This window comes from Angustibacter sp. McL0619 (assembly GCF_049994355.1).
GTDB lineage: Bacteria > Actinomycetota > Actinomycetes > Actinomycetales > Angustibacteraceae > Angustibacter.
In genome coordinates this window covers 2137224-2151818 of sequence record NZ_CP188257.1, presented here as the reverse complement: position 1 = coordinate 2151818, position 14595 = coordinate 2137224, and the positions used below count along the sequence as shown (strand labels likewise).

The 14595-nt window shown below is 71.4% G+C and carries 13 protein-coding genes; 2 read left to right on the top strand and 11 right to left on the bottom strand.

Annotation, left to right across the window (positions count from 1 at the left end; all coding sequences use genetic code 11):
* Window position 1 precedes the first annotated feature (1 nt).
* The 3 genes from ACPPVT_RS09960 to ACPPVT_RS09950 are packed head-to-tail and all read right to left on the bottom strand — an operon-like array spanning window position 2 to window position 3092.
* Window positions 2–988: an aldo/keto reductase gene (locus ACPPVT_RS09960; RefSeq protein WP_426566827.1), complete on the bottom strand. Its 987-nt coding sequence runs from the start codon at window positions 986–988 to the stop codon at window positions 2–4.
* A complete protein-coding gene (hisS, locus tag ACPPVT_RS09955) occupies window positions 989–2344 on the bottom strand; it encodes a histidine--tRNA ligase (protein WP_426566826.1) in 1356 nt (451 codons plus the stop codon). It abuts the gene before it with no gap.
* A gap of 43 nt (window positions 2345–2387) precedes the next feature.
* Window positions 2388–3092, bottom strand: coding sequence for an MBL fold metallo-hydrolase (locus tag ACPPVT_RS09950; RefSeq protein ID WP_426566825.1), 705 nt, complete (start codon window positions 3090–3092; stop codon window positions 2388–2390).
* Window positions 3093–3222: 130 nt separating this feature from the next.
* Between ACPPVT_RS09950 and ACPPVT_RS09945 the strand changes: the two genes are divergently transcribed.
* Both ACPPVT_RS09945 and ACPPVT_RS09940 read left to right on the top strand, forming a co-directional pair.
* Entirely contained in the window at window positions 3223–4011 is a 789-nt protein-coding gene (locus ACPPVT_RS09945; RefSeq protein ID WP_426566824.1) for a peptidylprolyl isomerase, read from the top strand.
* Window positions 4008–5654: a DUF349 domain-containing protein gene (locus tag ACPPVT_RS09940; protein WP_426566823.1), complete on the top strand. Its 1647-nt coding sequence runs from the start codon at window positions 4008–4010 to the stop codon at window positions 5652–5654. The genes ACPPVT_RS09945 and ACPPVT_RS09940 overlap by 4 nt, the downstream gene beginning before the upstream one ends.
* A gap of 45 nt (window positions 5655–5699) precedes the next feature.
* Here the strand turns inward: ACPPVT_RS09940 and ACPPVT_RS09935 are convergent, their stop codons facing one another.
* From ACPPVT_RS09935 to ruvC, 8 genes are all read right to left on the bottom strand, one after another.
* The gene (locus tag ACPPVT_RS09935) at window positions 5700–7973 is read right to left on the bottom strand and encodes a RelA/SpoT family protein (protein ID WP_426567115.1); all 2274 of its coding nucleotides are present in this window, start codon (window positions 7971–7973) and stop codon (window positions 5700–5702) included.
* 256 nt (window positions 7974–8229) lie between these two features.
* Complete coding sequence (locus tag ACPPVT_RS09930; RefSeq protein ID WP_426566822.1) at window positions 8230–8763, bottom strand: adenine phosphoribosyltransferase; 534 nt, start codon at window positions 8761–8763, stop codon at window positions 8230–8232.
* Window positions 8760–9953: a protein translocase subunit SecF gene (gene secF, locus ACPPVT_RS09925; protein ID WP_426566821.1), complete on the bottom strand. Its 1194-nt coding sequence runs from the start codon at window positions 9951–9953 to the stop codon at window positions 8760–8762. Before secF ends, ACPPVT_RS09930 begins: the two co-directional genes overlap by 4 nt.
* Complete coding sequence (gene secD / locus ACPPVT_RS09920) at window positions 9953–11716, bottom strand: protein translocase subunit SecD (protein WP_426566820.1); 1764 nt, start codon at window positions 11714–11716, stop codon at window positions 9953–9955. Before secD ends, secF begins: the two co-directional genes overlap by 1 nt.
* A 9-nt stretch (window positions 11717–11725) precedes the next feature.
* Window positions 11726–12088, bottom strand: coding sequence for a preprotein translocase subunit YajC (yajC, locus tag ACPPVT_RS09915; RefSeq protein WP_426566819.1), 363 nt, complete (start codon window positions 12086–12088; stop codon window positions 11726–11728).
* A gap of 155 nt (window positions 12089–12243) precedes the next feature.
* Window positions 12244–13377: a Holliday junction branch migration DNA helicase RuvB gene (gene ruvB / locus ACPPVT_RS09910; protein WP_426566818.1), complete on the bottom strand. Its 1134-nt coding sequence runs from the start codon at window positions 13375–13377 to the stop codon at window positions 12244–12246.
* Window positions 13374–13979 carry a Holliday junction branch migration protein RuvA gene (gene ruvA / locus ACPPVT_RS09905; RefSeq protein WP_426566817.1) on the bottom strand — a complete coding sequence of 202 codons (606 nt, stop codon included), beginning with the start codon at window positions 13977–13979 and terminating at the stop codon, window positions 13374–13376. The genes ruvB and ruvA overlap by 4 nt, the downstream gene beginning before the upstream one ends.
* Complete coding sequence (gene ruvC, locus ACPPVT_RS09900; RefSeq protein ID WP_426566816.1) at window positions 13976–14515, bottom strand: crossover junction endodeoxyribonuclease RuvC; 540 nt, start codon at window positions 14513–14515, stop codon at window positions 13976–13978. Before ruvC ends, ruvA begins: the two co-directional genes overlap by 4 nt.
* Window positions 14516–14595 lie beyond the last annotated feature (80 nt).

The following is a 14595-nucleotide window of genomic DNA, read 5'->3' as shown; positions in this document are numbered from 1 at the left end:
GTCACCAGCGAGCGTGCACGTGCTCGCGGATCCGCCTGTCGTAGATCGACCGCAGGGCCGCCGAGGTGGCCTCGTCCGTGGCGGCCAGCTCGGCCGCCGCTGCGTTCGCCTGGGCCTGCTGGCGGTTGCGCGCACCGGGGATGACGACGCTCACCCCTGGCTGGTCCAGCACCCAGCGCAGCGCCAGCTGGGCGGTGCTCGCGCCGGCGGGCGTCAACGCGGCAACCTCGCGGGCGGCGGCGACGCCCACCTCGAACGGCACCCCGGCGAAGGTCTCCCCCACGTCGAACGCCTGCCCTGACCGGTTGTAGCTGCGATGGTCGTCCGCGGCGAACGTGGTGTGCTCGTCGTAGGCGCCGCTGAGCAGGCCGCTGGCCAGCGGCACCCTGGCGACGATCCCGACGCCGGCGCGCTCGGCAGCCGGCAGCACCGCCTCCAAGGGCTTGCGGCGGAACACGTTCAGGATGATCTGGATGCTGGCCACGTGCGGGCGGGCGATCGCGGTCAGCGCCTCGTCGACGGTCTCGACCGACACGCCGTACGCCTGCATCCGACCCTCGGAGACCATCGCGTCCAGCTCGTCGAACAGCCGGTCGTCGGACAGCACCGCGGTCGGCGGGCAGTGCAGCTGCACCAGGTCGAGCGTGTCCATGCCGAGGTTGCGCCGGCTCCGGTCGTTCCAGGCGCGCAGGTTGACGCCGGTGAACGACTCCGGCACGTGCGGGTCGGCCCGGCGGCCCATCTTCGTCGCGACGAAGAGCCCGTCATCCGAGCGCTCGCGCAGCAGCCGACCGACCAGCTGCTCGCTGCGCCCGTCGCCGTACACGTCCGCGGTGTCCAAGAACGTCACCCCGGCGTCCGCGGCAGCGCGCAGCGTGTCCATCGCGTCCTCCGGGCTGACCTGCCCCCAGTCCGCACCGAGCTGCCAGCACCCCAGGCCGACCTCGCTGACCTGCCGTCCGGTGCGGCCCAGCACCCGTGCACGCATCTAGCCCACCTCCTCGAAGACAACCGCGGGCCGCAGCTCCTCGGACGGCGGCAGCCAGCTCGCGTCGTCCGCCGGGACCTGCTCACCGCTGCGGATGTCGCGCACGGCCGCCACACCGTCCGCGGACGCCCCCGCGGGGAACCACACGTACGGGATGCCGCGTCGCTGCGCGAACCGGATCTGCTTGCCGTACTTCTGCGCGTTCGGGGCCACCTCGGCCGGGACTCCGCGGGCACGGAGCGCGGCGGCGACCGCGCGGCTGGCCGAGCGGGAGTCGTCGTCCGCGAGCGCGACCAGCACGCAGGTCGGCGTCGAACGGGACGCGGTGAGCAGGCCGCGGGTGAGCAACGGTCCGAGTGCGCGGGTCACGCCGAACGAGATACCGACTCCGGGGTACGTGGTCTTGCCGTCAGTCGCCAGCGCGTCGTACCGGCCGCCGGAGCAGATCGAGCCGATGTGCTCGTAGCCGGCCATCTGCGTCTCGTAGACGGTGCCGGTGTAGTAGTCCAGCCCGCGGGCGATCTTCAGGTCGGCCACCACCTCGAACCCCGGACGGACGGCGGCCTGCATGCCGTCCAGCAGCAGGGCCAGCTCGTGCAGCCCCTCGTCGAGACCGTCCGAGGTGACGCCGAGGGCGCGCACCCGGTCGACGACCGCGCTGTCCGGGCCGCTGATCTCGGCCAGCCGCAGGCAGGCGTCCGCCGCGCTCGGGGACACCCCGACCTCGTCGACCAGGGCCGAGCGCACGGCGGCCGGGCCGATCTTGTCCAGCTTGTCGACCGTGCGCAGCACACCGGCCACGTCGGCGATACCGAGCCCTTCGTAGAACCCCTGAACCACCTTGCGGTTGTTGACCTGCAGGCGAAGGGGCGGCAGCGGAAGGCCGGCGAAGGCGTCGGCCATCACCTCGGCGACCTCGACCTCGTAGTGGAACGGCAGCTCGCCGACGTCCACCACGTCGATGTCGGCCTGGCAGAACTCGCGGTACCGGCCTTCCTGCGGTCGCTCGCCGCGCCAGGCCTTCTGGATCTGGTAGCGCCGGAACGGGAACTCCAGCTTGCCGGCGTTCTCCAGCACGTAGCGGGCGAACGGAACCGTGAGGTCGAAGTGCAGGCCAAGCGAGCGGGAGTCGTCGGCCTCGTCCGGGTCGGCGTGCAGCCGGCGCAGGACGTAGACCTCCTTGTCGATCTCGCCCTTGCGCAGCAGCTGCTCCATCGGTTCGGCGGCGCGGGTCTCGATGCCGGCGAAGCCGTGCAGCTCGAACGTGCGACGCAGGACGTCGATGACCTGCTGCTCGACGGCGCGCTGGGCGGGCAGCCACTCGGGGTAGCCGGACAACGGGGTGGGACGGGCCATGCGGTTCCTTCGGGTCGTGGGCGGTCGGCGGGACCGCGGCCGCTCAAGACGCCAGCAGCTCCCGAAGGTACGGGTTGGTGGCGCGCTCGCGGCCGATGGTTGTCAGGGGTCCGTGGCCGGGCAGGACGAGGGTGTCGTCCGGTTGGGTGAGCACGCGGTCGCGCAGCGAGGCGAGCATGGCCGCGTGGTCGCCGCCCGGCAGGTCGGTGCGTCCGATGCTCCCGGCGAACAGCACGTCCCCGCTCAGCAGCGACCGCGACACGTCGTCCGGCGCTCCGACCGGGGCGCCCTCCAGGGCGAACATCACCGACCCCTCGGTATGGCCGGGGGCGTGCTCGACCCGGACCCGGAGCCCGGCCAGCTCCAGCACGGCGTCGGCGCCGACCTCGACCACGTCCGTCGGCTCGGCCCAGGTGGCCGCGCGGCCGAACTGCTGCTCGAGCATGCTGAGCAGGCCGGTCGAGGCGAACTCCTCCAGCGGGTTCACCAGGCGCTCGCGGTCGTCGGTGTGCACGTAGGCGGCGACGCCATGTGCACCGCACACCGGGGTGACCGAGTAGGTGTGGTCGACGTGGCCGTGGGTGAGCAGGACGGCGGCCGGCTTGAGTCGGTGCTCGCGCAGCACCTCGGACAGCTGAGCCAGCACCTCGATGCCCGGATCGACCACCAGACACTCCTGCCCGGCGCCGGGCGCGAGCACGTAGCAGTTGGTGCCGAACACGGCACTGGGGAACCCGGTCACAAGCACGGGGAGAGCCTACCCAGTGGGGGCTCGTGACCGCTTCGTGACCGCCAGCGAGTCGACCAGCCGTCGCACATCCATAGACTGACCGCCTCAGGGAGCCTGAGGACGACCCGGACAGAGCAGGAGGGCCGGCGTGCCGATCGAGCGCGACCGCGAACGAGCCAAGCGTCGATATGCCCGGCGGCAGAAGAAGCTTGCCGAGCGCGCCGCCGAGAAGAAGCGCAACCAGCAGGTGATCGGCGCCGTGGTCGCCGTGCTGCTGGTCGCCGCCGGCGTCGTGCTGCTCACCCAGCTGCTGCCGGACGACTCGAACAGCTCCTCGACCGGTGCGACGTCGTCGCCGTCGGCCAACGCCAGCGGCCCCGCGTCGGCGCCGACCAAGACCGCCAAGTCCTACCCGAGCGCGCCGCCGAAGTCGCTGGCCGAGGGCGCCACCTGGAACGCCACGATGGTGACCAGCGCGGGCGACATCACGATGGAGCTCTACGGCGACAAGGCTCCGCAGACGGTGTCCTCGTTCATCTTTCTGAGCAAGGACGGGTACTACGACGACACCAGCTGCCACCGGTTGACCACCGAGGGCATCTACGTGCTGCAGTGTGGCGATCCCACCGGCACGGGCACCGGCGGTCCCGGCTACCAGTACGGGATGGAGAACGCGCCCGAGGACGGCAAGTACCCCGCAGGCACGCTGGCCATGGCTCGCGGCAGTGATCCGGGCAGCAACGGCAGCCAGTTCTTCATGGTCTACAAGGACACCGTGCTGCCCACCGACTCGGGCGGGTACTCGATCTTCGGCAAGGTCACCAACGGGCTGGACGTCCTGCAGCAGGTGGCCGCGAAGGGCACCTCGAACGGAACGGGCGACGGTCCCCCCGCCGAGCCCGTGACCATCAAGAACATCACGGTGGAGAAGCAGTGAGCGACGAGCAGATACCGGCCCAGCCGGCACCCGAACCAGTCGAGCAGCCAGTCGAGCAGCCAGTCGAGCAGCCGGACGAGCAGCCGACAACCGAACAGCCGACAACCGAAGAGCCACCACCCGCCGCGCCCACACCCGCCGCGCCCACACCCGCCGTGCCCGCACCCGCCGTGCCCACACCCGCCGTGCCCACACCCGCCGTGCCCACACCCGCCGTGCCCAAGCCAGCCGTGCCCAAGCCAGCGGCTCCGCGCCCGCACCCGCCGACCCAGGCCGTCCCGGCGAGTGCGCCGGTGCCGTCGTCCGACCCGACGCAGTTCGGGCGCGTGGCCGAGGACGGCACCGTGTTCGTGCGCACCACGGACGGCGAGCGCGAGGTCGGCTCGTACCCGGGTGCGACCCCCGACGAGGCACTGGCCTACTACGGGCGCAAGTACGACGAGATCGTGGCGCAGGTCGAGCTGTTCGAGCAGCGGCTGGCCACGGCTGACGTTCCCGCCGCCGAGATCGAGGCCGGCGTGGCCAAGCTGCGCGAGGCAGCGGCCGATGCGCATGGTGTCGGTGACCTGGTGGCACTGGAGGCCCGGATCGAGGCGCTGGCGCCCGCGGTCGCAGCCCGTCGCGAGCACGACGAGCAGGCTCGCACGGCAGCCCGCGACGAGGCGCGCGCCCGGCGCACCGCGCTCGTCGAGGAGGCGGAGGCGATCGCGGCCGTGCCGGCCGAGCGCACCCAATGGCGCGCGGACGGGCTGCGGATGAAGCAGCTGTTCGAGACCTGGCGGGCCGAACAGAAGGCGGCCGGTCGTGGCGCGAGCCACCCGGCTGGCCACTCCGCCACCCACTCCGCCGGCCACCCCGCGACGCACCCCGGAGGCGAGGCTCCGCTCGTGCGGCTGGACCGCAAGTCCGAGGACGAGCTCTGGAAGCGGTTCAGCCACGCCCGGACCGCCTTCGACCGCAAGCGTCGCCAGCACTTCGCCCACCTCGACGAGCAGCACGAGGAGGCACGTGCGGAGAAGGAGGCCCTGGTCAAGGAGGCCGAGGACCTGCAGTCGTCCACGGACTGGGGGCCGACTGCGGCCGCGTTCAAGCGGCTGATGGACCGCTGGCGGGCGGCCGGACGCGCCGCACGCAAGGACGACGACGAGCTGTGGAGCCGGTTCAGCGGCGCCCAGGACGCGTTCTTCACCGCCCGGCACGCCGTCCAGGCCGAGCAGGACGCCGAGCATGGTGCCAACCTGGAACTGAAGGAGAAGCTGCTGGCCGAGGCCGAGCAGCTGGTGCCGGTCACCGACCTGACCACGGCGCGGGCCAAGCTGCGCGACATCCAGGACCGGTGGGAGGGCGCCGGCCACGTCCCGCGCACTGACATGGACCGCATCGAGCGCCGGATGCGGGCTGTGGAGCAGGCGGTGCGGTCGGCCGAGGACGACCGCTGGAAGAACACCAACCCCGAGGCACGGGCACGCGCGCAGAGCGCCGTAGACCAGCTCGAGGTGACGATCGCCGACCTCAGGGAGCAGATCGACAAGGCCCGGACGGCCGGCAAGGCATCCCGGGTCGCGGATCTGGAGGCCTCCCTCGAGGCCCGCGAGCAGTGGCTGGCGCAGGCCCGTCAGGCACTCTCGGACTTCGGCGACTGAGCGATCCCGAACAGCCGGTCAGCGATCCCGAACAGCTGGTTGGTGCTAGGCGCCGACACCCTGCGTGGGAGTAGGTCGTCCGCCGGTGAGCCGGTAGGCGTCGAACACCCCGTCGACCCGCCGGACGGCGTTCAGCACGTGACCGAGGTGCCCCGGATCACCCATCTCGAAGGAGAACCGGGAGATCGCGACCCGGTCGCGGGAGGTCTGCACGCTCGCCGACAGGATGTTGACGTGGGCGTCGGAGAGCACCCGCGTCACGTCCGACAGCAGACGGGAGCGGTCCAGCGCCTCGACCTGGATCTGGACCAGGAAGACGGTCGCGGATGACGGCGCCCACTCGACCTCGACGATGCGGTCGGGCTCGGCCAGCAGTCCCGAGACGTTGGTGCAGTCGGCGCGGTGCACGGACACACCGCTGCCGCGCGTGACGAAGCCGATGATCGGGTCACCGGGCACCGGCGTGCAGCAGCGGGCCAGCTTGACCCACAGGTCGTCGACCCCCTTGACCACGACCCCGGGGTCGCCGCTGCGCGGGCGGCGGGACACCCTGCTGGGCAGCGTGGCCTCGGCGAGGTCCTCGCTGGCGCCCTCCTCGCCGCCGAGCGACTGCACCAGCTTGGCAACCACGCTCTGCGCGGAGACGTGGCTCTCACCGATCGCGGCGTACAGCGCGTCGATGTCGAGATAACGCAGCTCGGTCGCGATCGCGAGCAGCGACTCGTGGGACATCAGGCGCTGCAACGGCAGGTGCTGCTTGCGCATCACCTTGGCGATCTCGTCCTTGCCGCGGTCGATCGCCTCTTCGCGACGCTCCTTGCTGAACCACTGCCGGATCTTGTTGCGGGCCCGCGGGCTCTTGACGAACGCCAGCCAGTCCCGGCTCGGTCCGGCGGTGGCCGCCTTGGAGGTCAGCACCTCCACGACGTCGCCGTTCTCCAGCGTCGACTCCAACGGGACCAGCCGGCCGTTCACCCGGCCACCGATCGTGCGATGGCCGACCTCGGTGTGCACCGCGTAGGCGAAGTCGACCGGGGTCGCGCCGGCGGGCAGCGCGACGACGTCGCCCTTGGGCGTGAACACGTACACCTCGCGGGCGTTGATCTCGAACCGCAGCGAGTCCAGGAACTCCCCGGGATCCGACGTCTCCCGCTGCCAGTCCAACAGCTGGCGCAGCCAAGCCATGTCGGTCGCGCCGGCCTCTACCTCAGCCGGGGTGCTGGCCGACGGCTGCTCCTTGTACTTCCAGTGCGCGGCGACGCCGAACTCGGCCCGGCGGTGCATGGTGAACGTCCGGATCTGGATCTCGACCGGCTTGCCGCTAGGCCCGATCACCGTCGTGTGCAACGACTGGTACATGTTGAACTTGGGCATCGCGATGTAGTCCTTGAACCGGCCCGGGACCGGGTTCCACCGCGCGTGCAGCGCGCCCAGCGCGGCGTAGCAGTCCCGCACGGACTCCACCAGGACGCGCACCCCGACCAGGTCGTAGATGTCCTCGAAGTCGCGGCCTCGGACGATCATCTTCTGGTAGATCGAGTAGTAGTGCTTGGGCCGGCCGGTGACCGTCGCCTTCAGCTTGGCGCCGCGCAGGTCGGCGGTGACCTGCTCGCGCACCTTGGCGAGGTACTCCTCGCGGGCGGGGGCGCGCTCGCTGACCAGCCGGACGATCTCGTCGTACACCTTGGGGTAGAGCGTGGCGAAGCTGAGGTCCTCGAGCTCCCACTTGATCGTGTTCATACCCAGCCGGTGGGCCAGCGGCGCGTAGATCTCGAGCGTCTCGCGGGCCTTGCGCTGCGCGGACTCCACCGACACGTAGCGCCAGGTGCGCGCGTTGTGCAGCCGGTCGGCCAGCTTGATCACCAGCACCCGGATGTCGCGCGCCATCGCGACGACCATCTTGCGCACGGTCTCGGCCTGGGCGGCCTCGCCGTAGGTGACCTTGTCGAGCTTGGTCACCCCGTCCACCAGCATGGCGACCTCGTCGCCGAAGTCGGCGCGCAGCGTATCCAGCGTGTAGTCGGTGTCCTCCACCGTGTCGTGCAGCAGGGCAGCAGCCAGCGTTCCCTCGGTCATCCCGAGCTCGGCGAGGATGGTGGCGACCGCCAGCGGGTGCGTGATGTAGGGGTCGCCGCTGTTGCGCTGCTGGCCGCGGTGAGCCAGCTCGGCCACCGCGTACGCCCGCTCGATGACGCTGACGTCGGCCTTGGGGTGGGTGGAGCGGACGGCGCGCAGCAGCGGCTCGAGCACCGGGCTGCTCGCCGAGCGCTGACCGCCGAGCCGGTGCAGGCGCGCCCGGACCCTGCTGGACGTCGGGATCGAACCCGTGTGGAACGTCTCGTCCTCGGTGCCCGCGTCGACCGACCCGGTCGGCCCCCCAGCGGGCGCGGCAGAACCCCGCGCGGACTCGTCGTCCGCGGAGCTGCTGGCACTCGTTGCGGTGCGCGTGGGGTCGGACACGGGACCTCCTCGCTGTCGGCCCGGGTGGGCCCCCGGAGTCTTCAGTCTACGGAACCGCGGAGCCCGTTCAGGTATGCCGCCGTCAGCCTGTGGACAACGGCACCCGTCGGCCCGCTCAGATGGTCAGCAGCGGGTGCAGCGTGCGGCCCGGAAGCCGGTCTCGACCGCGCAGGAACGACAGCTCCATCAGTACGGCCACCTCGACCACCTCGGCCCCGGCCCGCTCGACCAGCTCACAGGTCGCCTCAGCCGTACCCCCGGTGGCCAGGACGTCGTCCAGCACCAGCACCCGACGTCCGCTTCCGAAGGCGTCCTGCTGCACCTCGATGGTCGCGCTGCCGTACTCGAGGTCGTACTCGGCGCCCCAGACCGGGCCGGGGAGCTTGCCGGCCTTGCGGACGGGGACGAAGCCCACCCCGAGGGCGACGGCGACCGGCGCGGCGAGCACGAAGCCGCGGGCCTCGATACCCACGACCGCGTCCACCCGACCCCGGTACCGGTCCGCCAGGTCGGCGATGACGGCCGCGAAGGCCGGACCGTCCGCGAGCAGCGGCGCGATGTCCTTGAACACCACGCCTGGGGTCGGGAAGTCCGGCACGTCCCGGACGTGCCGGGACAGCAGGTCCGCGACCGAGCCGTCAGCGCTCACTTGCGTCGGTTGTTCTTCCGCTTCGGCTGGTTGCGCGGACCCGTCTGGCGCGGGCGGGCGCCACCGGACGTGGCCGGGTCGTCGGAGACCCCGCCAGCGACCTCAGCCGCATCGTCGGCCTGCGTCCTGTCCCGATCGAGGACGGCGGTCGAGGTGCCTGCCGACCCGCTGGTCGAGGCCCCTCGAGCGGCCCGACCCGGCGCTGCGGCCGCGGCGTCCGAGCGGCGGCCGAGCACCCGCTTGCGCAGGGCGGCCATCTCCGGCTCGCGCTCGCGCAGGTCGGCGAGCACGGGCGTGGCGATGAAGATCGAGGAGTAGGTGCCGATGGCGACGCCCACGAACAGTGCCAGCGACAGGTCCTTCAGCGTCCCGGCACCGAGCACGAACGCACCGATGAACAGGATGGATGCGATCGGCAGCAGCGCCACCACCGAGGTGTTGATGGAGCGGACCAGCGTCTGGTTGAGCGCGAGGTTCGCGGCCTCGGAGTAGGTGCGCTTGGTCTGCGTGGTGAGGTGGTCGGTGTTCTCGCGCACCTTGTCGAACACGACGACGGTGTCGTAGAGCGAGTACCCGAGGATGGTCAGGAAGCCGATCACAGTCGCAGGGGTGACCTCGAACCCGACCAGCGCGTAGATGCCGACGGTGATGAAGAGGTCGTGCAGCAGCGCGATGATCGCGGCCGCCGCCATCTTCCAGGTGCGGAAGTACGCCGAGATGACGAGGGCGACCAGCAGCAGGAAGACGAGCAGACCCTGCAGCGCCTTCTTCGAGACGGTCTCCCCCCACGACGGGCCGACCGAGGAGACGGTGACGTTGTCCGACTGGGAGACGCCGTAGGCCTTCGCGAGGGCGGCCCCGACGGCGTCCGCCTGGTCGTCGGTGAGCTCGTCCGTCTGGACGCGCATCGAGTTCGTGCCGACCTTGGTCACGTTGGCGTTGGCCCCGGGCACGACGCTGTTCACCGCGTCGACGCCGGGGATGTCGTCGGTGGTCTGCACCGAGACGACGCGGAACTCCGTACCGCCGGTGAACTCCAGGCCGAGGGTCAGGCCCCGGGTGAACAGCGCGACCGTCGAGACGATCAGCAGCAGGGCGGAGACGATGTACCAGACCTTCTGCTTGCGGACGATCTCGAAGGACCGCTCGCCGGTGTAGAGCTGGTTGCCGAAGTTGGCGAAGCTGGGCATCAGGCGTCCCGGGAGGTCGTGGCGGCGGCGGCTGCGCGGCGCGAGGCGATGGTGCCGAGGTTGGCCTTGACGCCGATGGCCGTCCCACTACCCAGCCGGTTCGGGTCGAGGCCGGACCAGCGGTGGCCCTGGCCGAAGAACTTGGTACGGGCCAGCACGGTGAGCAGCGGGTGGGTGAAGAGGATCACCACCACGACGTCGATGATCGTGGCCAGACCCAGGGTGTACGCGAAGCCGCGCACCCCGCCGGCGGCCAGGACGTACAGCACGACGGCGGCCAGGAAGTTGATCGAGTCGGCGGCCAGGATCGTCCGCCGCGCCCGCTTCCACCCGGTGTCGACGGCCGAGCGCAGGGTGCGCCCCTCACGTACCTCGTCCCGGACGCGTTCGAAGTAGACGATGAACGAGTCGGCGGTGACACCGATGGACACGATGAGGCCGGTGATGCCGGCGAGGGTCAGGCGCAACCCGGCGGAGTTGCCGAGGAGCACGACCATCTCGTAGGTGAGCAGTCCCGCGATCCCCAGCGACGCCACCGTGACGAAGCCCAGCGCGCGGTACTGCAGCAGCGAGTAGAGCACGACCAGCAGCAGACCGATCACGCCGGCCAGCAGGCCACGCTTGAGCTGCTCGCTGCCGAGCAGCGGGCTGATCTGCTCCTCGGTCTGCTTGGTGAAGGACAGCGGCAACGCACCGTACTTGAGCTGGTTGGAGAGCTCGAGCGCCGACTTCTGGGTGAAGTTGCCGGTGATCGACGCCGTACCGCCGGTGATCGGCTCGTTGGCGCTGGGCGCCGAGATGACCAGACCGTCCAGCACGATGCCGAACTGGTTCTGCGGCGGCGGCAGGGTGTACAGCCGCGTGGTGGTCTCGGCGAACTTCTTGGTCCCCTCATTGGTGAAGGCCAGCTGGACCTCCCACTCGGTGGAGGTGCCGCCACCCTGCAGCTGCTTCAGGCCGGCGCTGGCGCTCTTGATGTCGCTACCGTCGACCTCGACCGGACCGAGGATGTACTTCGCGTCGTGGTCGATGCTGCACGTCACCAGCGGCTTCTTCGGGTCGTCCGTGCCGCCCTGCAGCTTCGTGGTGTCGGTGCAGTCGAGTGCCTCGAACTGCGCCTCGATCTCGGGAGTGATCTGGTTCAGGTCGCTCGGGCTGGTCGGGGTGGGCGCCGGGGTGGCTGCCGGGGACGGGGTGGCGCTCGGCGTCGCAGTGCTGCCCGACTTGAGCAGAGCCTGAGGCACGCCGGCCTGCTGGCTGCTCGGCGTCGCGCTGGCCGTCGCCGACGGCGTCACCGAGGGGGTTGCCGTACCCGTCGCGGTGCCGCTCGGGGTGGACGTGGACGTCGGCGTGGGCGTGGTCGTGGCCGGAGCGACGGCCAGGACCGGGCGGAAGCGCAGCTGCGAGGACTGGGTGATCAGCTTGCGCTGCGCCTCGCTCACCTTGCCGGGGACCGCGACGATGATATTGCGGCCGCCCTCAGTGGTGATCTCGGCTTCGCTGACGCCCGAGCCGTCGATGCGGGCACGGATGATGTCGACCGACTGCTGCAGGGTCGCAGCGTCGACCTTGCCGCCGCCGGCGATCACCGGCGTCAGGACGATCTGGGTGCCGCCCTCGAGGTCAAGGCCGAGCTGAGGGGTCCACTGGCCGTCGGCGAACTTGACCTGGGCGGCGATGATGCCGCCCAGGACCAGGATGAGCCCGACCAGGGCCAGCAGGGGGCGACGGGCGCTGCCGTGTCGCTTCTTGGGTCCAGCCACGTCAGGCGCTCACTTCTCGTCGTTCTGGGCGTCGGACGCCGGGTCAGCAGGGGGCTTGGGTGCCGGCGGGACGTCGTCCGCCAGGCTGTCGGGGACGATCAGTGTGGTGTTCGCCGAGGAGTCCGGGACAACGCTCGCGATCGCGCGGCGGTCCCAGCGAACGGTCTGGCCTGGCCCCGTCTCCAGCACGACGACGCGCTCGTCCAGGGTCACGATCCGGCCGTACAGCCCGGCCGTGGTGAGCACCTCCTGGCCGACGGCGAGCTGGTCCTGGAGATTGGAGAAGGTCCGCTGGCGCTTGCGCTGCGACTGGAAGAGGAACACCAGCAGGATCACCGGCAAGGCGAAGATCAGCAGGTCGGTGAGTTTCACGCGCCCAGGTTCCTTCCGCCGGTGCTCTGCACCGGTCAATGTCGGGTACGTCCCGTTCGTCCTTCTTGGACTGCTGGGCCAACAGGCGAGTCTATGTGAGCCTCGCCGAGGCGCCAAAACCGTGCGGACACGGAATGGCAACGAATGGGTACAGGTCAGCGGAATCGATCGCTGCCCGAAGGGGGAACGTCGACGTCCACCCCCAAGGTTCCATCGGCGGACTCCTCGAGCAGGTTGAGCTGCGCCGACGTGCCGGCAGCGGGCCGCGGCGGCGTCAGGCCCAGGTGTGCCCAGGCCTGCGGGGTGGCCGCCCGACCGCGGGGAGTCCGCAGCAGCAGCCCCTCGCGCACGAGGAAGGGCTCGACGACGGTCTCCACCGTCTCGGTCTCCTCCCCCACGGACACGGCCAGCGTGGCCAGGCCGACCGGGCCACCACCGAACCGGGTGCACAACGCCTGCAGGACCGCTCGGTCCAGCCGGTCCAGGCCGGCCTCGTCCACGTCGTACAGCTCGAGTGCCGCTCGCGCGGCGGCCAGGTCGATGACTCCCTCGCCGTGCACCTGCGCCCAGTCCCGCACCCGGCGCAACAGCCGGTTGGCGATCCGCGGCGTGCCGCGCGAGCGGCCGGCGATCTCGGTGGACGCCGCCTGGTGCAGCTCGAGGCCGAGCAACCTGGCCGAGCGGTGCAGCAGCTGGTCCAGCTCTTCGGGGCTGTAGAAGTCGAGGTGAGCGGTGAAGCCGAAGCGGTCGCGCAGCGGTGCCGGCAGCAGGCCGGAACGGGTGGTGGCGCCGACGAGGGTGAACCGGGGCAGCTCCAGCGGGATGGCGGTGGCACCAGGCCCCTTGCCCACCACGACGTCGACCCGGAAGTCCTCCATCGCCAGATAGAGCATCTCCTCCGCGGGGCGGGACATCCGATGGATCTCATCGAGGAAGAGCACCTCACCCTCGGCCAGCGAGGACAGGATCGCGGCCAGGTCACCGGCGTGCTGGATGGCCGGCCCGCTGGTCACCCGCACCGGCGCCGACATCTCGGCGCCGATGATCAGCGCCAGCGTGGTCTTGCCCAGCCCGGGCGGCCCGGACAGCAGCACGTGGTCCGGAGCCGTGCCGCGCCGGCGCGCCGCCTGCAGCACGAGGTCGAGCTGGTCGCGCACCCGGACCTGGCCGACCAGCTCGTCCAGCCGGGTCGGTCGCAGGGCGCTCTCGACCGCCCGCTCGTCGGCGTCCGCGTCGCCGGTCACGACCCGCGGCGGCATGTCGAAGTCGTCGCTCAGCTCGGGGCTCATGCCCGGCCCAGACGTTGCAGGGCGGCGCGCAGAACGGCTGGGACGTCGACGGGCTCACCGGCCGGCGGAGCCACCTTGGTGATGGCGTCGTCGGCGGCCTTGGCAGCCCAGCCCAGTCCCACGAGTGCGTCCCGGACCTGCCCGCGCCAGCTCTCGTCGTCCGGCTCGGGCGCGGCGGCCGGGGCCGAGCCCGGTGCACCGGGCAGCCCGAGCTTGCCCTTGAGCTCCAGCACCATCCGCTGTGCGCTCTTCAGCCCGACGCCCGGCACCTTGCGAAGTGCCGCCAGGTCGTCGGTGGCGATCGCGCGGCGCAACGCCTCGGGCTCGTGCACCGCGAGCAGGGACAGCGCGAGCCGCGGGCCGATGCCCGAGACGGACTGCAGCGCCTCGAAAGTGGACCGCTCGTCGTCGTCGGTGAACCCGAACAGGGTCAGCGAGTCCTCGCGGACGACGAGGGAGGTAGCCAGCTCGGCGGGCTTGCCCTCGCGCAGTCCGGCCAGGGTGCGCGGGCTGGCCTGGACCAGCATCCCGACGCCACCGACCGAGATGACGGCCGCGTCCAGCCGGACCTGACGGACGACGCCGCTCACCGACGCGATCATCGGGCTGCTCCTTGGGCCGATCCTTGGGCGGCCTTGGCCAGCGCGGCCTCGATCCGGGCCGCCGACCCGCCTCGCCAGACGTGGCAGATGGCCAGCGCCAGCGCGTCGCTGGCGTCGGCGGGCTTGGGTGCTGCGTCCAGCCGCAGAAGTCTGGTGACCATCGCCGCGACCTGCGCCTTGTCGGCCCGGCCGTTGCCGCTGACCGCCGCCTTGACCTCGCTCGGGGTGTGCAGCGCGACCGGCAGCCCGCGGCGCGCGGCGACCAGCATGGCCACCGCGGAGGCCTGGGCGGTGCCCATCACGGTGCGCACGTTGTGCTGGCTGAACACGCGCTCGACGGCCACCACGTCCGGTGACGTCGCCGACAGCCACTGCTCCAGACCCTCCTCGAGCTGGCGCAGCCGACGGGCCACGTCCAGCGTGGGCGGGGTGCGCAGCACGTCGACCGCGACCAGCTGCAGCGGGCGCCCGGGGGCGCCGTCGACGACGCCGACACCACAGCGGGTCAACCCGGGATCCACGCCCAGCACGCGCACTGCAGCCCTCCAGCCATCCGAACACCTGTTCGGGCGCCAACGCTACACAGCGCGCGCGAGAAGGGGTGGGCGGCGCGCCG

What these genes read in the sequence shown, in the direction of transcription:
- ACPPVT_RS09960 (WP_426566827.1), bottom strand. Translation starts at nt 988, where the DNA reads ATGCGTGCACGGGTGCTGGGCCGCACCGGACGGCAGGTCAGCGAGGTC.
- hisS (WP_426566826.1), bottom strand. Translation starts at nt 2,344, where the DNA reads ATGGCCCGTCCCACCCCGTTGTCCGGCTACCCCGAGTGGCTGCCCGCC.
- secF (WP_426566821.1), bottom strand. Translation starts at nt 9,953, where the DNA reads ATGCCCAGCTTCGCCAACTTCGGCAACCAGCTCTACACCGGCGAGCGG.
- ruvB (WP_426566818.1), bottom strand. Translation starts at nt 13,377, where the DNA reads ATGAGCCCCGAGCTGAGCGACGACTTCGACATGCCGCCGCGGGTCGTG.
- ruvA (WP_426566817.1), bottom strand. Translation starts at nt 13,979, where the DNA reads ATGATCGCGTCGGTGAGCGGCGTCGTCCGTCAGGTCCGGCTGGACGCG.